The following is a 25,453-nucleotide window of genomic DNA, read 5'->3' on the forward strand; positions in this document are numbered from 1 at the left end:
AAAAACACCTCATTACTCAGTAACTACTTCAACTTCTTCTGATGCACTATTCAGTTCTTCAACTTGGGCCTCTGCTTGAGATTTACTCTTTATATCTATTTTCCAGTTAGTAAGCTTTGCTGCCAATCTAACATTTTGCCCTTCTTTACCAATTGCTAAAGATAATTGATTATCTTCAACTACAACTTTTGCAGATTTTGAGTTTTCATCTACAACTACGCTTAATACTTTAGCTGGGCTTAAAGAATTGGCTATAAATTCTTCTGGAGACTTACTCCATTTAATTATATCAATTTTTTCATTCTTTAATTCATTTACAATGTTTTGAACTCTAACGCCCTTAGGACCAACACATGCTCCCATAGGATCTACAGATTCGTCATTTGAGTAAACAGCTATCTTACTTCTTGATCCTGCTTCTCTTGAAATGCTCTTTATTTCAACTACACCGTTATATATTTCAGGTACCTCTAGTTCAAATAATCTTTTAACTAGACCAGGATGTGTTCTTGATACATGTATTTGTGCACCCTTAGAGCCATTCTTAACCTCTACAACATATAACTTTAACATTTCGTTAAATCTATACTCTTCATTTGGCATTTGCTCATTAGGTCCTATAATTCCCTCAAGCTTACCAATGTTTACAAATACCATTCCCTTATCTTTTCTTATGATAGTACCTGTAAGTATGTCATATTCTTTTTCTTTATAGTCATTATAAACAATATTTCTTTCAGCCTCTTTGATTCTTTGAGTCACTACTTGTTTTGCAAGTTGTGCAGCAACTCTACCGAAGTTTCTTGGAGTAACTTCTAATTCACAAATATCATCTACTTCAAATATAGGATTAATTGCTTTTGCTTCTTCTAAGGATATTTCAGTTACATCATCATATACCTCATCACATACAACCTTTTGGGCATATACATTGATTTCCCCTGTTTCCCTATTCATTCCTACTCTAACATTTTGAGCTGATGTATTAGGATTAGCATAGTTTTTCTTATATGCTGCAACCATTGCATCTTCAATTGTAGTGAAAATTAAATCTTCACTTATCCCCTTTTCCTTAACTAGTTCTTTTAGAGCACCTATAAACTCTTCGTTCATTATTATATCCTCCTTGTTATATCTCCCCATCAAGATTGGCTGATTTTATATTTAACTTAGGTACAGTAACTTCTTCATCAGCTTCTATACTAATGGAATCTTCTGTAACTTTTTTTAGTATACCTTTTATACTTTTACTTCCATTAATTGCTTTATTTAATTTAACTTCAACATCTCTTCCAATATATCTACTAAAGTGCTCATCTTTATATAGACCTCTATTTAGCCCTGGTGATGATACTTCTAGATAGTAAGAGTCTGGTATTGGGTCCTCTTCATCTAACATAGTGCTAACTCTTCTTGATAGTGCTTCGCAATCTGTAAGAGAAATGCCTTCCGGCTTATCTATATATATTCTAAGGTAATTCTCCCCATCCTCTTTCACAAACTCCACGTGATATAATTCATAATTTAATTCGTCAGCAATAGGTTTAACTAAACCAGCCACTTTTTCATTTAAGGCATTATTTTGCATCCTAAAACCTCCTTTTCAATATTCAATTTTTTCAAGATTATTATTCCCAATTGATTAGCTTAATATTTTTTACTAATCAAAAACGCAACTATTTAGTAGTTGCGTTACAAATAGAAGGAGCGGGATTTTCTTTCCCACTCCTAAATTCTAGCTATTTGAAATAAATCTTCTATTACAAGAATATCACACTTTTTCTAATAATACAAGGTATTAGATATATTTTTACATAACACAAGGCTTTCTTAGAATAATGAAAGTTGATTAGTTTCTGACATCCCATCTAAGCAACCATGCTGACTCATAACCTCAATAATAGTTTTTGAAACCTTTGATCTAAGTCTTAAGTCCTCTTTAGAAATAAATTCTCCATTCTTTCTTGCTTCAACAATTGACTTAGCTGCATTATCCCCAACTCCTTGAAGTGCATTTATTGGTGGTCTTAATGCATTTCCCTCAATTTTAAATTTTACTGCCTCAGAGTCATATAAATCTACCTTAAGGAAATTAAATCCTCTCTTATACATTTCAAAAGCTAACTCTAAAACAGTAATAAGACCTTTATCCTTTACAGATGCAGAATTGCCTAATTCATAAAGTCCCTCCAATCTTTGATGTATAGCTCCTTCACCTTTACATATAAGATCTGCATCAAAATCATCTGCTCTTACTGAAAAGTATGTAGCGTAATATGCTAATGGATAATGAACTTTGTAATAAGCAATTCTAACTGCCATCATTACATATGCAACAGCATGACCCTTAGGGAACATATACTTTATTTTTTTACAAGAATCTATATACCAATCAGGAACATTTTTTTCTCTCATAGCTGCTTCATATTCATCAGTAAGACCCTTACCCTTTCTTACTTTTTCCATTATAGTAAATGCAAGTTTAGGTTCAACACCCTGATGCATCAAATAAACCATAATATCATCTCTTGTTGATATACAGTTTTTTAATGTTGTATATCCCTCTTTAATATAGTACTGTGCATTATTTAACCAAACATCAGTACCATGTGATAATCCTGATATTCTAACAAGATCAGCAAAGGTCTTTGGTTGTGTATCTACTAGCATACCTCTAACGAATTTAGTACCAAACTCTGGTAATCCATAACTACCAACTTCACAACCCAATTCTTCCTTTGTAACTCCTAAAGCTTCAGGACTTGTAAACAACGACATAACAGCTGGATCATTAAGAGGTATTGTTTTAGGATCTAATCCAGTTAAATCTTGAAGCATTCTTAATACAGTAGGATCATCATGCCCAAGTATATCAAGTTTTAGAAGTCTACCAGAAATTGAATGATAATCAAAATGTGTAGTTATAACATCAGATGAGTTATCATCTGCTGGACGCTGTATTGGGCAAAAATTATGTATATCATTATCCCTTGGCACAACCATAATCCCACCTGGATGTTGACCTGTAGTTCTCTTAATACCGGTACATCCTATCGTAAGTCTTTCTATTTCAGCAGCTGATGCAATGATACCTCTTTCATCCAAGTATTTCTTTACATATCCATAAGCTGTCTTTTCAGCAACAGTACCTATTGTACCAGCCTTGAATACATACCCTTCTCCAAAAAGAACCTCAGTATATTTATGGATATCACCTTGGTTATCTCCAGAGAAATTAAGATCTATATCCGGCTCCTTATCACCCTCGAAACCAAGGAAGGTTTCAAATGGAATATCATGACCATCTTTTATGTATAAAGTTCCACATTCAGTACAGTTCTTATCAGGAAGATCTGCCCCTGAACTTATGGACCCATCAGTAAAGAACTCTGAATGCTTACATTTTGGGCATACATAGTGTGGTGGAAGCCCATTTACCTCTGTAATATCAGTCATTGTTGCAACAAATGAAGACCCAACGGATCCTCTTGATCCAACCAAATATCCATCAGCAAGAGATTTTGCAACAAGCTTTTGTGCTATTAAATAAAGTACGGCATATCCATTATTAATAATAGAGTTAAGTTCTTTATCAAGTCTTTTTTGTACTACCTCAGGTAGCGGATTTCCATAAATTGAGTGCACCTTATTCATTGTCATATTCTTAATATCCTCTTCTGCACCATCTATCTTAGGAGGATATGTTTCATCTGGTATTGGTTTTATTATTTCACAACTATCAGCAATATTATTAGGATTTGTTATAACAACTTCCCTAGCTAAATCAGACCCTAAATATGAAAACTCCTTAAGCATTTCATCTGTAGTCTTGAAATATAAAGGTGGTTGATTATCTGCATCCCCAAATCCTTTTCCTGCCATAAGAATTCTTCTGAAGGCCTCGTCTTCTGGCTCTAAGAAATGAACATCACCTGTTGCTACAGTTGCCTTGCCACATTCCTTACCTAAATTATAAATTCTCCTATTTATTTCTCTTATTTCATCCTGATCTTTAACATTCCCCTTTTCTATAAGGAACTGATTATTTCCTACTGGTTGAATCTCTAAATAATCATAGAAGCCTATAATTTCTTTTAACTCATCATCAGTTTTACCATCCAAAATTGCTCTATATACTTGCCCTGCTTCACAAGCAGAACCTATTATTAGGCCCTCTCTCATTTCAGCTAGCCTACTCTTAGGTATTCTTGGTACCTTGAAAAAATTATTTAAGTGTGCTTCAGATACTAACCTATATAAATTTTTTAATCCAGCTTGGGTTTTAGCTAAAATTATTACATGGAACGCTTTTTGCTTTGTTATATCAAAATTAGTTAAAAACTCTTCGTTTAGTTTATGAAGATTATCTATATCTAACTCTTCTTTTAATTTTTTAAAGCATATAAGCAATATTTCCGCTGTACACTTTGCATCATCTACTGCTCTATGGTGGTTTTCTAAAGATATACCTAAATGCTTAGCAACAGTATTTAGCTTAACTCTTTTAAGCTCTGGATAAAGGAATCTTGCCAATGGAACTGTATCCAATATAGGGAAATCAAACTCTAATCCCATATCCCTGCAATTCTTTTTAATAAAGGATGTATCAAAGTTTGCATTATGTGCTACTAACACACTGCCCTCACAAAAATCTAGGAATTTAGGCAATATTGTTTCTATTGTTTCTGCTCCTCTTACCATTGCATCTGTAATGCTTGTTAACTCTGTTATTTTATATGGAATTCTTATTTTTGGGTCAACAAAACAACTAAAATTATCTATAATCTCTCCATTTTTAATCTTAACAGCACCAATTTCAATAATTTTATCGTTCTTCGATGAAAATCCAGTTGTTTCTAAATCAAATACAACAAAGGTATCATCTAAACTATTCCCTCTTTCATTTAATACAACCGCTTCTCCGTTATCTACAAGATAACCCTCTACTCCATATATAACTTTTATCCCACTTTTTTTAGCTGTTGATTGTGCTTCTGGGAATGCTTGAACAACTCCATGATCTGTTATAGCTATAGCCTTATGCCCCCACTTAGCAGCCCTTTCAATAAGCCTTCCTGCAGATGTCATTCCGTCCATAGTACTCATTGTAGTATGAAGATGAAGCTCTACTCTTTTTTCATCAGAACCATCCATTCTTTCTATCTTCTTCATCCTTACTATATCTCTACCCATTAATACTACTTCTCTAGCATAGGTATCATATACAGCTTCACCTCTTACCTTACAGTATAATCCCTTCTTAATATTCTCTAATACTTCTTCTTTTTCATTAGCCTTTAAGAAACATTTTACTGTTATTGAGCTTGTATAGTCTGTAATAAAGAAGGTTAAAATAGTTTTACCTGTTCTAGTTTCAATTATTTCTGTTTTAAATACTTCTCCAACTACAGCTACATATCCTGAAGTTTCATCTATCTCCCTAATTTCTGTTGCTTCAATACTAATATTTCGACCATATATAGTATTTTCGCCCTTAGGTTCTCTTTTATAACTTTGCTTAGTATATTTTTGTTGTTCTTTTTGAGGTTTGTTTTCTTTAGCTCCCTCTGAATTTTGTGTAATTACTCTACCCTCTAATGCACTTTTGATAATTCTTTGGTTTTCTTCAAGCTTTTGTTTTTCATAATCCTTTTCCTCAAGGCTTGGATCAAAGTGTAATTCTATTCTTATTCTTGTGCCAAATACATCACTAATTTGAGCTGATATTAAATTCTCAATATCCTTCCTCTTTAAATGATTAATTAATGCTTCTCCACCGTATCTAATCACTATTTTATTATCTTTGATGCATTTATAATCAGAAAATAAGACTTCTCTTGATAAAGGAATTTTTCTAACTATATCCCCTACTACTTCAAGCCAATATTTATTAATTATGTCTTCTGCCGATATACCTACTACATCCTTGTAACATAGAATATTAATATCTATATTTAAACCCAAGTTCTTCATTATAAGTTTTTTAACAAAGCTCTCCTCATCTTCATTCAAGGTTTCCTTTGCTCTTATAACAACCTTAAGGAGATTACTTTTTCTGAAAAACTGAAATCTTGCAAGTCTAACTTCTTTATCTTCAAGAGCCTCATTTTTATTTAGCTGTGTATTAAGCTTTTTTATAAAATCCTCACTCAAAAGTATCCCTCCTTTTTATTTTTAAACATCTATTATTATAAAACTTATCTAATTTATAAACTATAATTCATCATAAGATATAATAGCATATTTATAAAATATATTAAAACCTTAAATTCTTATGTATCATCATAAATAAATCCTTACCTATTCAAAAAAGAAGTGGAAATTCCACTTCTTTTAATTATTATAATGATTCTATTTCTTTCATTAGCTCTTCTATAAGATCTTCTTCCTTAACCTTTTTTATAATTTGACCCTTTTTGAAGATGATACCTTCTCCTTTACCTCCGGCAATTCCGATATCAGCTTCCCTTGCTTCACCAGGTCCATTAACAACACATCCCATAACAGCAACCTTTATATCCTTGTTAATGCCTTCAAGCCTCTTCTCAACCTCTTGAGCTATCTCAATAAGTTTTATTTGTGTTCTACCACAAGTTGGACAAGATACAAACTCTAATCCACCTTCTCTAAGGCCTAATGCCTTCAACATTTCTTTTGCTACCTTTATTTCTTCTATTGGATCACTTGTTAATGAAACTCTTATAGTATCACCAATACCTTCAGCTAATAATGTTCCTATTCCTATACTAGATTTAATAGTTCCTTTAAAGGGTGTTCCTGATTCAGTAACACCCAAATGTAGCGGATAATTACATTTTTCACTCATTAATCTATAAGCATCTATCATCATTCTTACATCCGATGATTTTATTGATATAACTATATCATGAAAATCTAATTCTTCAAGTATCTTTACATGTACTAAAGCACTTTCTACTAATCCCTTTGCTGTTGGCTTTCCATCTCTTTTTAATATTTCTTTTTCTAAAGAGCCAGCATTAACTCCTATTCTTATTGGAATGTTCTTAGCTTTAGCAGCTTCTGCAACCATTCTAACCCTATCTTTATTTCCAATATTCCCTGGATTAATTCTTATTGCTGATATTCCATTATCAATAACCTTTAGGGCTAATCTATAGTCAAAATGTATATCTGCAACTACAGGAATTGGCGATTCAGCTGTAATACCTTTTATAGCTTCTGCTGCTTCCATATCAGGCACAGCACATCTTATTATTTCACAACCTGCATTATATAATTCTCTTATTTGTTGTAATGTTTTTTCTACATCTCTTGTATCTGTATTAGTCATTGATTGAATACTTACTGGAGTATCTCCTCCAACATATACACTTCCAACCTTAACTTTTCTTGTTATTTTTCTATCCATGTTCATTCACTCCTAAAAACTCATAGGGAAAATAATATCCTTTATCGTTACAAGAACCATAAGTCCTATAAGCAACATAAACCCTACGGTGTTTAATACTCCTACTACTTTATCTGGTACCTTTCTTCTTGTTATTAACTCAATTAGTAATATAACAGTCCATCCACCATCTAAGGCTGGGAAAGGTAATAAGTTAAATATTGCGATACTTACAGATAGGAAGGCAACTAAGTAAAGTAGATTCCATGCTCCCATTTTTGCCGCACCTGCAGACATTTTAATGATTGTAACTGGTCCACCTACATCTGTCTTAAGATTTGCTTCTCCTGTAAATATCATTTTAAATGATTTAAAAGTTTGTGATATTAATGTACCTGTTTGTTTAAAACTTTGTGTAAATCCTTGCATTATTGTTGGATTTTCAACTGGGGTAAAATATCCACCTATTGCATATCTATTTTCATCTTCTATAAATTGAGGTTTAATTTTAGCCTCATTAACTTCTCCATCTCTCTTATATGTCAAAGTCATTTCATTCCCCTTTGCAAGAGTGGTTCCAACACTTATATCATCAAATGTAAATACCTTGCTTCCATCAATTTTTACTATCTTATCTCCTGGAAGTAATCCAACTTCTGCAATTGCACCATCAGGTACAATTGCACTTAACTCTGTGCTTTTAAATCCAAAGTTACAGAAAAATGCGGTGAATATTACAATAGCCAAAAGAAAATTCATTAGTGCTCCAGCAACTATAATAGATATTCTTCTTAATGGAGATTTTGATGAGAAACTCCCTTCTGCTGCAACCTCTTCTTCTTCTCCTAACATATTAACAAAACCACCTATCGGCAAAAGTGCTAAAGTATATTTTGTTTCCTTTCCTTGATGTGAAAAAATCTTAGGTCCCATACCTATTGAAAACTCTACCACCTTAACCCCATTTAGCTTTGCTAATGTAAAATGACCTAACTCGTGTACTATTATAAGTAAACCAAATCCTAGTATCGCCCATACATAATTCAATGTCTCTCCTCCTAACTCCACTTATCTACAAGATATTCTCTTACTCTCTTATCTAAATCAATTATATTATCTAAAGTTAATTCTTTGCTCATTTCATCTTCAAACTTAATCATTGTGTCTTCAATTATGTCCCCAATTTCTAAGAACTTAATTTTTTTATCTAAAAATAATTGTACCAATACTTCATTAGATCCATTTAAGACAGTTGGCATTAATCCACCCCTCTTACCTGCCTCATAAGCAAGCTTTAAGCACTTAAATGTATCCATATCTGGTTTTTCAAAAGTAAGCTGTGATATTTCATAGAAATCTATAGACTTAGCTACTTCTTTTTTTCTTAAAGGATAATTTATAGCATATTGAATTGGTAATCTCATATCAGGAGAACCCAATTGAGCTATTATGCTTGCATCTTTATACTCAACCATTGAATGAATAATACTTTGTGGATGTACAACAACCTGTATATTCTCATACTCACAGTTAAATAACCAATGAGCTTCGATTACCTCCAACCCCTTATTCATTAAAGTAGCTGAATCTATTGTTATCTTTCTCCCCATACTCCAATTTGGATGTTTTAAAGCTTGATCAACTGTTATTTCTTTAAGCTCTTCTATTTTTCTCCCCCTAAAAGGTCCACCAGATGCAGTTAAAATAATTTTCTTTAGTGAATTAATATCATTGCCTCTTAGTGATTGAAAAATTGCACTATGTTCTGAATCTACAGGTAATATACTAACACCATTTTCTTTAGCAGCATTCATCACAAGTTCCCCAGCTACAACTAAAGTTTCTTTGTTAGCTAATCCTATATCCTTCTTAGCCTCAATAGCAGCCATAGTTGGTTTAAGTCCTATCATACCAACAACAGATGTCACTACCATGTCAACTTCTTCTATTGTTGCAATTTTTGTCAATCCTTCCATCCCACTATAAACTTCTATATCTAAATTCAGACTTTTACAGAAAGCATCTATTTCCTTTGCACTTTCTTCATCCATCATCCCTACATATTTAGGATTAAATTCTTCTATTATTTCCTTCATCTTATCTGTAGAAGAATTTGCAGTTGCTCCAACTAATTTTAGCTCTTCCTTAGCCTTTCTTATAACATCTAGGGTCTGTATTCCTATTGATCCTGTTGCTCCTAATATCGAAAGTCTCTTCATAACTTTTCCTCCTAACAGTAAATTATCCCCTACTATATATAACCTCTTTAGCCAAAATACCATACATGGGACCTACTATAATACCAAATACCCCAAAAAGTTTTACCCCTATATAAATTGATAATAATACTAACAGCGGGTGTAACTCTAACTTATCACTTAAAAATTTAGCTTCAAGCACTTCTCTAACTACCTGAACTAATATATATAAGCATATTAACCCAAAGGCTATTAAGTAATCTTTCACTATAATATTGTATATTATTATTGGTATAAATACAATTATTGTTCCTACATAAGGTAATATATCTAATATTCCACATATTACTCCAAAGAGAATAGGCTTTTGTACTTTTAAAATTGTAAACCCTATTATTATTTCAATTATTGATATTAAAACTAATACACCTTCTATCCATAACATCTGCTTAAAGTTTTTCTTTTGATAAGATGCCTTTTCTATTATATCTCTTGGAATCAATCTTTTTACAAGATCAATTATCTTATCAAGGTCTGTAAGTAAAAAGAAGGCACATATATTCCCAATAAAATACGCCATTATTCCTTCCCCAGTTGTTAATGCTCCTGTTTTTATAAATTCTTTATTTAATATAGATAGTACACTCTTACCTAAACTTGTGTCTCCAGCCCCCTTAAATAACTCTCTTATACTATAAATTAGATCTTCTATTATATGTAAATTCCCTTCATATAACTTTAACATTAATTCATAAATAGAACTTCCTAAATAAACTATAAATATTACTATACCTATATTAACCAGTAGTATACTTAAAGCTCCCGCAATTTTGTTATAAACCTTTAATTTTAACATAAGTTTGTATACAGGATTGGCTATTAAAAATATTACAATCATTGAAATAAAAGGCTTGAAATAATATTTTATTATTAATGTTACTGCAGATATTATTAAAAATAACGCTATTAGGTCAATTAATTTCTTGTACCTCACTCTAAATTCCATATTATACTCCCACAAATTCCTTCATTTTAATATATGCTATCAGTAATATTTTTAATAGTATAATCACTAGAAAAGTTATCAGTATATTTATTCTGTTTATAAGTCTTTTATGGCATAAAAAAATACGTTGATAAAAAATCAACGCATTATAATTTATATTCCTAAAATAAAAGTTAAATAGTAAAAGACTACTGTCCCTGAAAATAATATAGAATCAAATCTATCAAGTATTCCACCATGTCCCGGTATAAGGTTACTATAATCTTTTATTCCAACATATCTCTTTACTGATGATGCTACAAGGTCACCAAACTGGCTAAATGCACCGCATAATCCTCCTATAATAATAAAATGATAAATTGGTACTGTAGCTATATATTGTTTTGTAAATAGTCCCAATAGCCCACAAAACACCATTGAGCCTATCATGCCTCCAATAGATCCTTCTACTGTCTTTTTCGGACTTACCTTTGGACAAAGCTTTGTTTTTCCAAATAACCTACCTGCATAATATGCTGCAGTATCTGTCATCCATGATCCTATAAATATTAACCATACATAAAATGCTCCACCATCTTTTATATTTACAAGATATATGAAACTAAAGAAAATCCCTACATATAAGAATCCTAATAGGGTAATAGCTACATCAATAAAGGTATACTTTAAGTTTATTACAGGCATCATTAGTAGTATAAAAGTTCCCAAAATCACTAAAAACATTAGTGTTTCAAAATTATTATTAAATAAATAATATAACAACAATAAAGCATATCCCACAGGAGATATCGGATTAAAATCTTTTTCTCTTAAAGCTTTATAGAACTCGTACATTCCTAATGCTGATAAAACAATCGTGAATACCTTTAGGGGGAGCCCTCCCCAGAAAATGAATAAAATAAATGGTGCAATCATAAGTGCCCCTAAATACCTACTGTTTGATTTCATTTCTTCACCTCAATCTATTTAACTCCACCAAAGCGTCTATCTCTATTCTGGAAATCATAAATTGCCTTTCTTAAATCTTTTTCTGCAAAGTCAGGCCAATTTATATTTGAATACCAAAATTCAGAATAAGCGCACTGCCATAAAAGGAAATTACTTAATCGCTGTTCACCTGATGGTCTAATTATTATATCAGGATCTGGCATACCAGATGTATATAGGTACTTCTCAATAAGATTCTCATCTATACTTTCTATATCTATCTTTCCAGACTTTATATCCTCTGCAATAGATCGAGTTGACTTAAGTATCTCATCTCTACCACCATAATTTAAAGCAACATTCATTACTATTCCTTTATTATCTTTAGTTCTTTCCTTTGCCCTTGCAATTTCTTCTCTACATTCTTTAGGTAGTTTAGTAATATCACCTAGAACATTAATCACTACTCCCTTTGAATCTAATTCATCAATTTCTTGCTTCAGATATTGAACTAAAAGCTTCATTAAGGCTCCAACTTCTTCCTTTGGTCTTTTCCAATTCTCAGTTGAAAAAGCATAAAGAGTCATATATTTTACCCCTAATCTGTCACCTTCAGTAATTATCTTTCTGATAGTTTCAACACCTGCTTTATGTCCCATGCTTCTTGGAAGATTTTTAGCCTTTGCCCATCTACCATTGCCGTCCATTATAATTGCAATATGTTTAGGAATTCTACTCATGTCTAACTCTAAATTCTCATCACTCTTATGTAATGATTCTACATTCTTATTAGATTTAAAAATCTTAAACAAAGTTGCCCCTCCCATACATGAATTTAATAAAAAAACCTGCTGTAAGAGCAGGTTTTTTTACTTTGTAAGCTCTATATTGACATTATCTCTTTTTCTTTTGCCGTAATGATGCCATCAATTTCTTTGATATATGTATCAGTTTTCTTTTGAACATCATCTTCGCCTTTTTTAACTTCATCTTCTGAGATATCAGAGTCTTTCTTTAAAGCCTTTATCTTTTCATTTGCATCTCTTCTAATTGATCTTACTGCAACTTTTGCATCTTCTCCTGTTTTCTTAACATTTTTTACAAGATTCTTTCTTGTTTCTTCAGTTAATTCAGGTATTATTAATCTAATTACAGATCCATCATTAGAAGGATTAAGTCCTAAATCCGACTTTAATATTGCTTTTTCTATATCCTTTAATACAGACTTTTCCCAAGGAGTTATCATAAGAACTCTTGGTTCTGGTGCTGTAACATTTCCAACTTGGCTTAAAGGACATAAGCTTCCATAGTACTCTACTTGAATTCTATCAAGCATAGTTGGATTGGCTCTTCCAGCTTTCATAGTTGATAAATCTGATTTTAAAACAGAAATAGTTTTTTGCATCTTCACTTCAGAATTATTAATTATATCCTTAATCATAATAAGCCTCCTACCTCTTTGTAACTAAAGTTCCTATTTTCTCTCCAGATACTGCTCTCTTTATATTATCTGGATCATCAAGACCGAAAACTAATATTGGAATATTGTTGTCCATACATAAAGATGTGGCTGTTGAATCCATAACTTGTAATCCTTGCTCTAAAACATCTATATATGACAGTGTATCATACTTCTTAGCATCTGAATACTTATGAGGATCCTTATTGTATACTCCATCTACTTTCTTAGCTAATAGTATAACATCTGCTTCGATTTCTGCTGCTCTTAATGCAGCTGTAGTATCTGTTGAGAAATATGGATTACCAGTTCCTGCAGCAAATATAACAACTCTACCCTTCTCAAGGTGTCTCATAGCTCTTCTTCTAATATAAGGTTCAGCAACTTCTTTCATTTCTATGGCAGTTTGAACTCTTGTCATAACACCAACTTGTTCTAACGAGTCCTGTAATGCTAATGCATTTATACAAGTAGCTAACATTCCCATGTAGTCAGCAGTGGTTCTATCCATACCTTCGCCACTTCTACCTCTCCAGATGTTTCCGCCACCAACAACAGCACCAACTTCAATTCCCATATCCACTAATTCTTTGATTTCTAGTGCAATTCTTGTAGCTACATTAAAATCTAATCCAAAACCATTTTCACCTGCTAAGGCTTCTCCAGATAGTTTTAACATTACTCTCTTATACTTACTATTAGCCATACCTTTACCTCCAATATTATATACGTTTCATACTTCTTTAAAAAAAGAGAACACTTAGTGTTCTCTTTGGTTTTATTATTTACCCATTTGCTTTGCAACTTCTGTAGCGAAATCTTCTACAACTTTTTCGATTCCTTCGCCTCTTTCAAATCTTACAAAGCTTGTAACTGTGATTGGAGAACCAACTTCTTTTGCTTTTTCTTCAACAAACTTAGTTATGCTCTTATCTCCATCTTTAACCCAAGCTTGATCTAAAAGACATACTTCTTTGTAGTACTTTTGAATTCTTCCCATAACCATTTTATCAACGATCTTTTCAGGCTTTCCTTCATTTAAAGCTTGAACTCTGTAAATTTCTTTTTCTTTTTCGATAGCTTCTTGATCAACACCATCTTGATTTAAGAATAAAGGATTTGCAGCAGCAACTTGCATACAAAGTTCCTTAGCAACTTCTGCAACTACTGGTGATTCAGTATCACAAGCAACTTCTACAACAACACCGATTCTTCCGCCACCATGGATATAAGTTTGGATAGCTCCCTTTTCAATTGAGAACTTCTTGAATCTTCTAACTGTCATGTTTTCACCTAATGTAGCGATTAATGCAGTTAGAGCTTCTGAAACTGTTTGATCTCCTTCAAACTTTTCATTTAAGAATTCTTCCACTGTCGTAGCTGAAGTTTCAACAACCATCTTAGCTAGCTTATCAGCAAAAGCAATGAATTGTTCGTTAGCAGCAACGAAATCAGTTTCACAGTTAACTTCTACTATACCAGCAGTTTTATTATCTTCTGTTATATATGTTTTAACAAGACCTTCAGCAGCAACTCTTCCTGCTTTCTTAGCAGCAGCAGCAAGCCCTTTTTCTCTTAAAAGTTCTACTGCCTTTTCTATATCTCCATTAGTTTCTGTTAAAGCCTTTTTGCAGTCCATCATTCCTGCTCCAGTTATTTCTCTTAATTCCTTAACTGATTTTGCAGTTATCATATTAAATTCCTCCTCATTTTTAAAAGTAACCCTTATCATTTAGGGTAAAAGGTAAATGAAGAATTCTTCACCTACCTTTTATTTTAATTATTATTCAGCTAATTGTTCGCCTTGTCTTCCTTCCATGATTCCATCAGCCATCTTAGCAGTTATTAACTTAACCGCTCTTATAGCATCATCGTTACCAGGAATTACATAGTCAACTTCTTCTGGATCACAGTTAGTATCAACTATTGCAACAACAGGAATTCCTAAAATCTTAGCTTCTGAAATAGCGTTCTTTTCTTTTCTTGGATCAACTACGAACATTGCACCAATGTTTTCGCAATCTAAGTTTCTAATTCCGCCAAGATTCTTTTCTAACTTTTCCATTTCTCCCTTAAGCTTCATAACTTCTTTCTTTGGAAGAACTTCAAAAGTTCCGTCTTCTTCCATCTTTTCGATTTCTTGTAATCTTTTGATTCTAGTCTTTATTGTTTCGAAGTTAGTTAACATTCCACCTAACCATCTGTTATTAACAAAGTGCATGTTAGATCTTATAGCTTCTTCTTGGATAGCTTCTTGTGCTTGCTTCTTAGTTCCTACAAATAAGATATCCTTTCCTTCTGCAGCTACTTCTTTAATAAAGTTATAAGCTTCTTCAGCTTTCTTTACAGTCTTTTGTAAATCTATTATATAGATTCCGTTTCTTTCTGTAAAAATGTAAGGAGCCATCTTAGGGTTCCATCTTCTTGTTTGGTGACCAAAGTGTACACCTGCTTCTAATAATTGTTTCATTGATATTACTGACATTTTCTTACCTCCTGGTTTTCCCTCCACTGCCTTCATTCTCGCATAGACACCATTACGGCACCAACTATACGCATTAGACAATGTGTGTATTTTATTACCTTTGTTAGTATACCATAAGGTTTTTATTGTATCAACAATATTTTATATATTTTTCTTAGTTTATATTCATTAAGCCTAATTTCTTCTCAAAACTATTGCTACTTTATATTTTAATATTTAGTTACAAATTCATATAAATGAAAACCACAGATAAATCTGTGGTTTTCATCTATAATATTATTTTATTTTTTTAAGTTCATCAAGTAACTTTTCATTAAGTATTCTAATATGTGTCCCTTTCATACCTAATGACCTTGACTCAATAACTCCAGCACTTTCAAATTTTCTTAATGCATTTACTATAACGCTTCTAGTTATTCCTACTTTGTCTGCAATCTTTGAAGCAACTAGTAATCCTTCTGTTCCATCTAATTCATCAAAAATATGTTCAACTGCTTCAAGCTCTGAATATGAAAGTGTTCCAATAGCTAATTGTACAACTGCCTTTTTTCTTGCTTCCTCTTCAATTTCATCTTGCTTTGTTCTTAGCATTTCCATTCCAACTATTGTTGCACTATATTCAACTATTACTAAATCATCATCAGTAAAAGCATCTCCAAATCTCGCTAGTAGTAAAGTCCCTAGTCTTTCACGATTTCCAACAATAGGTACAATAGTTGAAAGCTTGTCCGCCACTGTACAGTTTCCTTCCCCTTCAAAAACACATAGTCCTTTATTAGGCAAGTTAGCTAATGTACCACTAACTTCTAGTAACTTATTATTATACTCCATTGGAAATCTTTTATCTTCAATGATTTTTTTCTTCATAATTTCACATTCAAATTCTTTTGAAAATGTATGTCCTAGTATTTTCCCTTTTCTACTAGCAATATACACATTACATTCTAATACTTCACTTAATAATTTACATATATCTTCAAATGCCACAGGCTCTGTACCAGATTTTTGTAATATCTTATTTAACATTCTTGTCTTGTTAAGTAGTGATGACATTAATAATCCTCCTCGTAATATAACTCAAATAGATCTTCTTTATTTTAAAATTCATAATATTTAAAATTTTCTAACCATTACAATCTTATTAAGTTTATCATACAGAGCCTATGATTTCAATATTATTTTTTCTTATTTCGACATATTGTATTATATAGTAGAATATTTCATGATAGATATATCTTTTTCTTGTATATTCTAATATATCTTCACTATTTCTTATCTTCCTTAGGTAATACTTTCTTGTAGCCACATTCTTTATTAGAACATTGTACATAGTTACCTTCTTTTTTTGAATATTTCAATACCATATAAGATTTACATTCTGGACATATATCCTTAACAGGTTCATTCCAACTTACAAACTTACATTCAGGATATCCAGAACAACCGAAGAATTTTTTACCTCTTTTGCTCTTCTTTACCACTATCTTTTTTCCACACTCTGGGCATGGTACATCCAATTCCTCAACTATAGGTTTAGCATTTTTACATTCTGGATATCCAGGACATGCTAGGAAGTTACCATATCGTCCTCTTTTTATAACCATCATTTTACCACACTTATCACAAGGAACATCACTCACTTTATCTTCTATAACAACCTTAGATACCTCTTTTTCAGCCTTTTCTATTGCTATTTTTAAAGGTTCAAAAAATTCACCTACAACACTACGCCATTCTGTACTTCCTTCTTCAATATGATCAAGATTTTTTTCCATATCTGCAGTAAAATCAACATCAACTATCTCTTTAAAATACTCACTTACTATATTATTAACTATAAAACCTAATTCAGTTGGGATTAAGTTTTTCTTCTCCCTATTAACATAGTCACGATTTAATAAAGTTGAAATAGTTGGAACATAAGTACTTGGTCTTCCTATTCCCTTCTCTTCCATTAGCTTAACAAATGAAGCTTCAGTAAATCTTGCTGGTGGCTGCGTGAAATGCTGCTTACCTTCTATAGAATCACTCTTTAGAATTTCCCCTTCTTCCAACACTGGAATTATTACTGAATCTTCCTCTTCTTCCATAGTATATTCATATATCTTCATAAAACCATCAAAATCTACTACAGAACCACTTGCTTTAAATTTATAAGCACCATTCAATATATCTATTGAATTTGTATTTAAAACACATGAAGCCATTTGGCTTGCCATAAATCTCTTCCATATTAATGAGTAAAGTTTAAATTGTTCTGGTGTTAAACTTCCCTTTGCAATCTCTGGAGTAATTTCTACATAAGTTGGTCTTATTGCTTCATGGGCATCTTGTATATTCTTCTTACCTTTATATGTTCTTGGTTTTTCAGGTATATATTCCTTACCATAGCTATTTTCAATAAATTCTAATGCCTTACCCTGTGCTTCATCAGAAATTCTCACAGAATCTGTTCTCATATATGTTATTAATCCTACAGTTCCATATCCCTTTACTTCTACACCTTCATATAGTGCTTGCGCTATGGACATAGTTCTCTTTGTCATAAAATTAAGCTTTCTACTTGCATCTTGCTGAAGGGTACTTGTTGTAAATGGTGGAAGTGGATTCTTATTCTTCTTACCTTTTTTTATATTTTTCACTTCAAATGTACCTTTTTTGATGTCATCTATAATTTCATTAGCCTTATCTTCAGAATCAATTTCAACCTTTTTGCCATCTTTTGTTGCTAATTTTATGGCAAATTTCTTCTTATCCTTTTTCATTACACAGTCGACAGTCCAGTATTCTTTTGGTACAAAAGCCTTTATTTCCTCTTCTCTATCACATATAAGTCTTAATGCTACAGATTGAACTCTACCAGCACTTAATCCCCATTTAACATTTCTCCAAAGAATAGGACTAATCTCATAACCAACTAATCTATCTAATATTCTTCTAGCTTGTTGTGCATCCACAAGATTTAAATTTATTTTTCTAGCTTCCTTTATAGATCCTTTAACAGCTGTCTTAGTTATCTCATTGAACACAATTCTACACTGCGAATCTTCTGAAATTTTAAGTATATTTGCTAAATGCCATGATATTGCTTCACCCTCACGGTCAGGGTCAGTTGCAAGATATACTTTATCAGCTTTTTTTGCTGCTTTTCTAAGTTTATCTATAAGTTCTCCCTTACCTCTAATAGTAATATATTTAGGATTAAAGTTATCCTCAATATCAACACCTAATTTACTTTTTGGCAAATCCCTAACATGCCCCATAGATGCTTCCACTATATAATTCTTTCCTAAATATTTTGCAATTGTCTTAGCCTTTGCAGGTGACTCTACTATAACTAATTTTTGACCCATATAAAAACTCCATACTTTTTATGGAGCCTTCACCCCCTTAAAACTCACGTAATCTTTGCATAATAATTGCCTGGAAGGCTAATTATTTCATTTCCAATTTGCATTTCAAATAATACCTTAAACAGAGCTTCTCTGTCAACATAGGATCTGTTTATAATATCATTTATATGTATTGGTTCATTTTCTATTATAGATAATATCTTTTGTTTTACTGGTGATATTATCCTATTATCTTGTTTACATTCTAACTTTAATATTGTATAAAGATCATCTAAATCACAGAAGATATATGCACCATCTTTAATCAATTTATTGCATCCATTACTTCCTTTAGAGAAAACAGGACCTGGAACAGCCATAACATCTCTACCTTGTTCAGCTGCATAACTTGCAGTAATTAAAGATCCACTCTTTTCTGATGCCTCTACAACAATTATTAATTCACTTAAACCGCTAATAATTCTATTCCTCCTGGGAAAATTATAAGCTAACGGTGGTGTACCTGGTATAAATTCTGATAATATCAGCCCCTTTTCTTCTACCTCTTTGAAAATAGAAAAATTCTGAGCTGGATAAACAATATCAATACCACAACCTAATACTACTATAGTATTTCCACTACATTTTATAGAAGTTTCATGGGCTACTGCATCTACACCCTTAGCACCTCCACTTATGATTGTGATATTATAGCTAATTAATTCTTTTGTCAATAGTTTAGTTACTTCTTTTCCATAGGTAGTACATACTCGAGACCCAACTATTGATACTATTCTTTCTTTCAAAAGGTCAATATTACCTTTATAGAATAAGCCATATGGTGGCTCATTTATCTCTTTTAAGCTTATAGGATACCCTTCATCATTTATTGTTATAAATCCTACATTATTTATTTTCATCCAACCAATAAGATTTTCTGCTGCTAAAAGTTTAGTTTTCTTATTATAACTAGCAAATCTTTTATACAATAATGTATTTTCTCTAATAAATTCATCGAATCTATTAAAGACTTCCTCTTCTGATCCGAATTTTTCTAATAACTTTAATTTTTCATTATTATTTACATTTAACATTAATAACCATATCTTATATTTCATAAACTGTCTACCCCCATCATACAAATTCACCATTACAATCCCTTCTATACCCTATAGCTTCAATTATGTTACTTTCAACAATATCTTCTTTCTCATCAATATCTGCAATTGTTCTTGCTATTTTTATTATTTTCCCATATACCCTCAAAGATGGTTTATTACTATTAAAATATGCATGGAGTATTTCTTCAACTCTCTGTGATATTCTACATAATTCAAATACATCTCTTCCCCTTATTTGAGAGTTATATTGATATGATGTGCCTATTAATCTTTCATGTTGCTTTTCTCTAGCCTTTAGCACCCTATATTTCATTCTTTTAGAGCTGTAATGTTCTGACTCTTTTCTTAATTCACTATATTCAACCCTTGGTACATAATTAAAAAGGTCCATTCTATCTTTTAATGCTTTTGATAATCTATTTAAATACCTTCTCTTTTCCCCTTCAGAACAATTACAACTATCATTCATTCCATCAAGTGAACTTTTCCCACAGGGACATGTGTTATAGGCACCTACCAATATAAAATCTGAAGGCATCTCAAAACTACCTTGTAACCTATTTATATGAACTACTCTATCTTCTAAGGGCTCCCTCAGTACTTCTAACACATCCCTTTTAAATTCTAGTATCTCATCTAAAAATAGTACTCCATTATGTGCTAACGTTACCTCCCCAGCCTTAACAATTTTTCCACCACCTACTAATGCAGTTCTCGTTATAGTATGATGTGGTGTTCTAAAAGGTCTTACTAACTTCTTATCACTTTCTAAGAGACCAGAAATACTATAAATTTTTGCAATTTCTTGTTCTTCTTTTTTAGATAGTTTAGGTAGTATGGAGGGTAACGCCCTTGCTAGCATTGTTTTACCAACTCCAGTACTTCCATATATAAGTAGATTATGCTTTCCTGCTGCAGCAATCTCCATAGCCCTTTTAGAACTTTCTTGCCCGATAATTTCTGAAAAATCAAAGTAGTTCTCTTTATATTCTAATTTTATATCTTCAATTTCAAAAGGCATTGTGTCGTTAAAATTTATAAATGATATTACCTCTTTCAATGTACAAAATGGATATAGTATCGCATCATCATTATATGTGCACTCATTGATATTCTCATAAGGGAATATAAACCTTTCAACTTTCTTTTCTATTCCTTCAATTATAATAGGTAATGTTCCTCTAACTCCTTTTATTTCTCCAGATAGAGATAACTCTCCAAATATTATGAATTCTTCTAGATCTTTTTCTGCAATTTGTTTAGTTTCCATAAGTATTGCTAAGGCTATAGGTAAATCTAATAATGATCCTATTTTTCTAACATCAGCAGGAGCCAAATTTATTGTAATTCTCCCTAATGGAAAATCATAACCACTGTTTATTATTGCAGATCTTACCCTCTCCTTAGCTTCTTTTACAGAAGCATCTGGTAATCCTACTATTACAAATGAAGGCATTCCTCTTGTTATATCAACCTCCACGTCAATTAATATTCCCTGTAACTCTGAATATGTTGCACTTAATATTTTTATTGCCATTTAATCACCCCTCTAGATTATTACCAGCGGTTCTCAAATTAAATCATAGTAATTAAGATTATTTTTTAATTTTTAGGCAATGATTTAGACATATTACATTTGTAAGGAGTATTATGAATAATATTAATAAACCTATTGGCTACTACGGAGAAGATCTTGCATCTATTTACTTAAAGAAAAATAATCATATTATCTTAGATAAAAACTTTAGAAATAAAAATGGAGAAATTGATATAATATCAAAAACTATGGATCTTTTAGTTTTCACAGAGGTAAAAACTCGTTTTTCTAAATCCTATGGTTCACCTCTAGAGGCTGTAACTTCAGAAAAACAAAAGAAAATAAAAACTATCGCTTCCTATTATATTCATAGGAAAGGTCTTTATAATATTAATATCCGCTTTGATGTTATCTTGATATCATTAAACTACTATAATGCTGATTATACAATCTCACATATACCCGATGCCTTTAGGTAACAACTCCTATTTATAAGTATATATAAATTAAAAGTGAACTATTTAAAAGATTATAAACAAATCTTTTAAATAGTTCACTTTAAATTATAGTATTCTTGTTAAGAAGCTCATTCTATGTATCTTACAAGGACCATATTTTTTTATGGCTTCAACATGTTTTGTTGTTCCATACCCTGCATTTTCTTCAAAATAATAATTTGGATACTTCTTTGAATATTCCTTCATTAAATTGTCTCTATATACCTTTGCTACAATAGAAGCAGCTGCTATACACGCACTCCTAGTATCTCCTTTTATTACAGATTTATTCTCAAATTTAATATTCTTCACTAAGTATCCATCTGATAATACCAAATCAGGTTCTATTTCTAGAGATGTGCATGCTTCTAAAAACACTGCATTATTTGAATATCCAATCCCCTTATTGTCGATTTCTTCATTTGAAGAGGATGCAATATAATAAGCCAATGCTCTTTCTTTAATAATTAATGCTAATTCTTCTCTTTTCTTCTCAGATAATTTTTTTGAATCATTTAAACCAAGTATTAATTCATCATCAATAGTCTCTGGATCTAATATAACAGCACAAGCTACAATAGGTCCTGCAAGTGGACCCCTCCCAACCTCATCTACTCCTGCTACATACCTATACTCACCAAAAGATCTATCAAACTCATACATATCTTTTACACGTTTAATCTCTTTTAGAAGCTTCTCTTTATTCTTTCGAATTCTAGCTCCTAGGTTAATAACATTTTTCCTTTTATCCTCTAAAAGAGCTCTAATTAAGGTCTCTAAATCTTCATTATTAAGTTCTTTTTCTATATCTATACTATCTACAAATCCCTTAATGTTATTATAACTTAAAAGACTTATGTCTTTTTTTACCAACTCCATATCACACCTCTATTATGGACGTTCTAATGAAATATTTCCAATCTTTCCGCCCCTAAATTCATCTAATAAAAGAACAGCAATTCTATTGTAATCTATCTCATTACCACGCATTAGACATCCCCTTTTTCTTGCTATAGCATCTAATGTATCAAGTGGATTTTCATAGACTTCTTCTATCTTATATCTTTCAATAAGATTATCTGGATAATATATTTGTAATCTTTCTACTAATTTATAAGCTAACTCTTCAGTATCCATAACTTCATCTTTAATAGCTCCAGTAAATGCAAGGTTTAAAGCTGTTTCTTCATCTTCAAATCTTGGCCATAATACTCCTGGAGTATCTAGCATCTCCATATCTAAAGGTGTCTTTATCCACTGCTTATTTTTAGTTACACCAGCTCTATCTCCAACCTTAGCTATAGCATTCTTAGCCATTTTGTTTATAAATGTAGACTTACCACAATTAGGTACTCCAACAACCATTACTCTTGTTGTTATCTTTACTAATCCTTTAGATTTAAGTCTATCATGCTTTTCCTTTAACAGTTCTAATAATGCAGGTTTTATAGCATTAAGTCCACCACCATGTAGGCAATTAACCTCTAATACTCTTACATTATCAGATGATAGATGCTTAATCCACTCCTTAGTAACCCTCTTTTCTGTCAAGTCACTTTTATTTAATAATATTATTCTTGGCTTATCTCCAACTAACTTATCTATATCTGGATTAGCTGAGCTTCTAGGAATTCTAGCATCCCTAATTTCAATAACAGCATCAACTAATTTTAAATTTTCTTTTATTTCTCTCTGAGTTTTTTTCATATGCCCTGGAAACCAGTTTATAGCCATATATTAACCTCCTAAATTTGGATAGAAAAAAAGAGGACTCTTAAAGTCCCCCTTTCTTAAATAAACTATCTTAATAATTCTTTAACCTTAGCAGCCTTACCTACTCTATCTCTTAAGTAGAATAACTTAGCTCTTCTTACTTTACCTCTTCTAGTAACTTCAATCTTTTCGATGATTGGAGCGTTAATTGGGAAAGTTCTTTCAACTCCTGTACCATAAGCAACTCTTCTTACAGTGAAAGTTTCTCTTAATCCACCATTTTGCTTCTTAATTACAGTTCCTTCGAAAGCTTGAACTCTTTCTCTATTACCTTCTTTAATTCTAACGTGAACTTTGATAGTATCACCAACGTTAAAGCTTGGTAAATCAGTTCTGATTTGTTCTTGTTCTATTTGTCTTAGAATTTCGTTCATTGTGCATTCCTCCTTGATAGATAAAATTTGACGTTCTTACCAAAGCCTTGTTTAGCAGAGGAGCGCCCGTACTAGCACAAAATTTATTCTAGCATATATCTTTATATCATGCAAGAAATTATTTTTATTTACTCTCTTTTAATAACTTTCTGTCTTCTTTTGATAGTTCTACTTTTTTAAATAGATCCCTCCTTCTTTCCCTTGTTACTTCTAGAGATTTCTTCCTTCTCCACTTTCTAATGTTTTCATGATGACCTGATAGCAGAACATCTGGAACCTTATCACCTTCGAATATTTCAGGTCTTGTATACTGCGGATATTCTAAAAGTCCATCAGAATATGATTCATCCATAAAACTTTCTTCTTTTCCGAGTACTCCAGGTATTAACCTAAGAATGGAATCTATTACAGGAATAGCAGCCATCTCTCCACCTGTAAGGACAAAATCTCCTAATGATATTTCCATATCAATATGCTTATATACCCTTTCATCTATACCTTCATAATGTCCACATAAAAATACTAACTCTTCTTCCATAGAAAGCTCTTTTGCCATCTCCTGGTTAAATGTCTTTCCTCTAGGACCTAAGAATATTACCTTACCTTTATTCTTTACTTTACAAGCTTTTATTGTATCCACAATAGGCTGTGGTGCCATTACCATCCCAGCACCACCACCATAAGGATAATCATCTACTTTTTTATGCTTACTTAAGGTATAATCTCTAATATTGAAAATATCCATTTCAACCAATTCTTTTTCTCTTGCTCTACCTATAATTGAATGTTCAAAAATAGAGAACATATCAGGAAAAAGGGTCAAAATACTAATCTTCATCTTGCCAATCTCCTACAGGACTAATTAATATCTTCTTATTATCTATATCAACATCTAATACTATATCTCTTAATACAGGTATTAATAATTGCTTTGGTTCTTTAATCCAGTACACATCATTATTCTTAGTTTGAATAACATCAAATACTTTTCCTAAATCATTATCATTTGTGTCATAAACAGTACAGTTTATTAAATCACTTACATAATAAGTATCTTCAGGTAGTTCAGGTTCTTCGTCTCTTGGTACACTTAAGTATTTTTGCTTGTAAGTTTCAGCATCATTCATAGTATCTATTCCTTCTAATTTAAGTATTACCCTATCTTTTTGGAATTTCACACCTTGAATATTCTTCCACTCATTTCCAACTAATACTTTCTTATATCTTTTGAAATTGTTAACATCATCAGTATAAGACATAACCTTAACTTCACCCTTAATACCATGTGTATTAACTATTTGACCTACTTTAAAATAATCGCTCATATTATTCACCTCTGAGTAAATGTATAAAAAGAGCTAGGAATACACCTAAC

Annotated in this window: 23 protein-coding genes; 1 reads left to right on the plus strand and 22 read right to left on the minus strand. The window is 31.8% G+C overall.

Features of this window, described 5'->3' with window-relative positions; genetic code table 11:
• Nucleotides 1–12 precede the first annotated feature (12 nt).
• The 17 genes from nusA to ACSYT2_RS08365 all read right to left on the minus strand — a co-directional run bounded on the left by nusA (nucleotide 13) and on the right by ACSYT2_RS08365 (nucleotide 21,434).
• Nucleotides 13–1,113 (minus strand): transcription termination factor NusA, encoded by a 1,101-nt coding sequence (gene nusA / locus ACSYT2_RS08285; protein ID WP_430854757.1) that lies wholly within the window; start codon nucleotides 1,111–1,113, stop codon nucleotides 13–15.
• A gap of 16 nt (nucleotides 1,114–1,129) precedes the next feature.
• Nucleotides 1,130–1,588 (minus strand): ribosome maturation factor RimP, encoded by a 459-nt coding sequence (gene rimP / locus ACSYT2_RS08290; RefSeq protein WP_430854758.1) that lies wholly within the window; start codon nucleotides 1,586–1,588, stop codon nucleotides 1,130–1,132.
• A 242-nt stretch (nucleotides 1,589–1,830) separates the two neighbouring features.
• A complete protein-coding gene (locus tag ACSYT2_RS08295; protein WP_430854759.1) occupies nucleotides 1,831–6,153 on the minus strand; it encodes a PolC-type DNA polymerase III in 4,323 nt (1,440 codons plus the stop codon).
• Between the two features lie 187 nt (nucleotides 6,154–6,340).
• Nucleotides 6,341–7,390: a flavodoxin-dependent (E)-4-hydroxy-3-methylbut-2-enyl-diphosphate synthase gene (gene ispG, locus ACSYT2_RS08300; RefSeq protein ID WP_438384526.1), complete on the minus strand. Its 1,050-nt coding sequence runs from the start codon at nucleotides 7,388–7,390 to the stop codon at nucleotides 6,341–6,343.
• Between the two features lie 12 nt (nucleotides 7,391–7,402).
• Nucleotides 7,403–8,416 (minus strand): M50 family metallopeptidase, encoded by a 1,014-nt coding sequence (locus tag ACSYT2_RS08305; protein WP_430854761.1) that lies wholly within the window; start codon nucleotides 8,414–8,416, stop codon nucleotides 7,403–7,405.
• 11 nt (nucleotides 8,417–8,427) lie between these two features.
• Nucleotides 8,428–9,588 carry a 1-deoxy-D-xylulose-5-phosphate reductoisomerase gene (gene dxr / locus ACSYT2_RS08310; RefSeq protein ID WP_430854762.1) on the minus strand — a complete coding sequence of 387 codons (1,161 nt, stop codon included), beginning with the start codon at nucleotides 9,586–9,588 and terminating at the stop codon, nucleotides 8,428–8,430.
• A 22-nt stretch (nucleotides 9,589–9,610) separates the two neighbouring features.
• Nucleotides 9,611–10,573 carry an AI-2E family transporter gene (locus tag ACSYT2_RS08315; protein WP_430854763.1) on the minus strand — a complete coding sequence of 321 codons (963 nt, stop codon included), beginning with the start codon at nucleotides 10,571–10,573 and terminating at the stop codon, nucleotides 9,611–9,613.
• A gap of 153 nt (nucleotides 10,574–10,726) precedes the next feature.
• Complete coding sequence (locus ACSYT2_RS08320) at nucleotides 10,727–11,521, minus strand: phosphatidate cytidylyltransferase (RefSeq protein ID WP_430854764.1); 795 nt, start codon at nucleotides 11,519–11,521, stop codon at nucleotides 10,727–10,729.
• 14 nt (nucleotides 11,522–11,535) lie between these two features.
• A complete protein-coding gene (uppS, locus tag ACSYT2_RS08325; RefSeq protein ID WP_430854765.1) occupies nucleotides 11,536–12,312 on the minus strand; it encodes an undecaprenyl pyrophosphate synthase in 777 nt (258 codons plus the stop codon).
• 71 nt (nucleotides 12,313–12,383) lie between these two features.
• Nucleotides 12,384–12,941, minus strand: a complete 558-nt coding sequence (gene frr, locus ACSYT2_RS08330) for a ribosome recycling factor (protein WP_430854766.1) — start codon at nucleotides 12,939–12,941, stop codon at nucleotides 12,384–12,386.
• A gap of 10 nt (nucleotides 12,942–12,951) precedes the next feature.
• Nucleotides 12,952–13,665: a UMP kinase gene (pyrH, locus tag ACSYT2_RS08335; protein WP_430854767.1), complete on the minus strand. Its 714-nt coding sequence runs from the start codon at nucleotides 13,663–13,665 to the stop codon at nucleotides 12,952–12,954.
• A 75-nt stretch (nucleotides 13,666–13,740) separates the two neighbouring features.
• Nucleotides 13,741–14,652 (minus strand): translation elongation factor Ts, encoded by a 912-nt coding sequence (tsf, locus tag ACSYT2_RS08340; RefSeq protein ID WP_430854768.1) that lies wholly within the window; start codon nucleotides 14,650–14,652, stop codon nucleotides 13,741–13,743.
• A gap of 90 nt (nucleotides 14,653–14,742) precedes the next feature.
• Nucleotides 14,743–15,444 (minus strand): 30S ribosomal protein S2, encoded by a 702-nt coding sequence (rpsB, locus tag ACSYT2_RS08345; protein ID WP_430854769.1) that lies wholly within the window; start codon nucleotides 15,442–15,444, stop codon nucleotides 14,743–14,745.
• Between the two features lie 276 nt (nucleotides 15,445–15,720).
• Nucleotides 15,721–16,497 (minus strand): GTP-sensing pleiotropic transcriptional regulator CodY, encoded by a 777-nt coding sequence (gene codY / locus ACSYT2_RS08350; RefSeq protein ID WP_430854770.1) that lies wholly within the window; start codon nucleotides 16,495–16,497, stop codon nucleotides 15,721–15,723.
• A gap of 212 nt (nucleotides 16,498–16,709) precedes the next feature.
• Nucleotides 16,710–18,797 carry a type I DNA topoisomerase gene (gene topA, locus ACSYT2_RS08355; RefSeq protein ID WP_430854771.1) on the minus strand — a complete coding sequence of 696 codons (2,088 nt, stop codon included), beginning with the start codon at nucleotides 18,795–18,797 and terminating at the stop codon, nucleotides 16,710–16,712.
• Nucleotides 18,798–18,841: 44 nt separating this feature from the next.
• Nucleotides 18,842–19,894, minus strand: coding sequence for a DNA-processing protein DprA (gene dprA / locus ACSYT2_RS08360; protein WP_430854772.1), 1,053 nt, complete (start codon nucleotides 19,892–19,894; stop codon nucleotides 18,842–18,844).
• Nucleotides 19,895–19,910: 16 nt separating this feature from the next.
• Complete coding sequence (locus tag ACSYT2_RS08365) at nucleotides 19,911–21,434, minus strand: YifB family Mg chelatase-like AAA ATPase (protein ID WP_438384527.1); 1,524 nt, start codon at nucleotides 21,432–21,434, stop codon at nucleotides 19,911–19,913.
• Nucleotides 21,435–21,547: 113 nt separating this feature from the next.
• On the opposite strand from ACSYT2_RS08365, the gene ACSYT2_RS08370 reads away from it, so the two are divergent.
• Nucleotides 21,548–21,913, plus strand: coding sequence for a YraN family protein (locus tag ACSYT2_RS08370; RefSeq protein ID WP_430854774.1), 366 nt, complete (start codon nucleotides 21,548–21,550; stop codon nucleotides 21,911–21,913).
• 84 nt (nucleotides 21,914–21,997) lie between these two features.
• Here ACSYT2_RS08370 and rnhB read toward each other — a convergent pair whose 3' ends face one another.
• The 5 genes from rnhB to rimM all read right to left on the minus strand — a co-directional run bounded on the left by rnhB (nucleotide 21,998) and on the right by rimM (nucleotide 25,403).
• Nucleotides 21,998–22,810 carry a ribonuclease HII gene (gene rnhB / locus ACSYT2_RS08375; RefSeq protein ID WP_430854775.1) on the minus strand — a complete coding sequence of 271 codons (813 nt, stop codon included), beginning with the start codon at nucleotides 22,808–22,810 and terminating at the stop codon, nucleotides 21,998–22,000.
• A 12-nt stretch (nucleotides 22,811–22,822) separates the two neighbouring features.
• Complete coding sequence (ylqF, locus tag ACSYT2_RS08380) at nucleotides 22,823–23,665, minus strand: ribosome biogenesis GTPase YlqF (RefSeq protein WP_430854776.1); 843 nt, start codon at nucleotides 23,663–23,665, stop codon at nucleotides 22,823–22,825.
• Between the two features lie 65 nt (nucleotides 23,666–23,730).
• Entirely contained in the window at nucleotides 23,731–24,078 is a 348-nt protein-coding gene (rplS, locus tag ACSYT2_RS08385) for a 50S ribosomal protein L19 (RefSeq protein WP_430854777.1), read from the minus strand.
• A 124-nt stretch (nucleotides 24,079–24,202) separates the two neighbouring features.
• Nucleotides 24,203–24,916 carry a tRNA (guanosine(37)-N1)-methyltransferase TrmD gene (gene trmD, locus ACSYT2_RS08390; RefSeq protein WP_438384528.1) on the minus strand — a complete coding sequence of 238 codons (714 nt, stop codon included), beginning with the start codon at nucleotides 24,914–24,916 and terminating at the stop codon, nucleotides 24,203–24,205.
• The gene (gene rimM / locus ACSYT2_RS08395) at nucleotides 24,906–25,403 is read right to left on the minus strand and encodes a ribosome maturation factor RimM (protein ID WP_430854779.1); all 498 of its coding nucleotides are present in this window, start codon (nucleotides 25,401–25,403) and stop codon (nucleotides 24,906–24,908) included. The genes trmD and rimM overlap by 11 nt, the downstream gene beginning before the upstream one ends.
• Between the last annotated feature and the right edge of the window lie 50 nt (nucleotides 25,404–25,453).

The sequence above is a fragment of the Clostridium zhoujianii genome, from assembly GCF_051590805.1.
Classification (GTDB): Bacteria; Bacillota; Clostridia; order Clostridiales; family Clostridiaceae; genus Clostridium.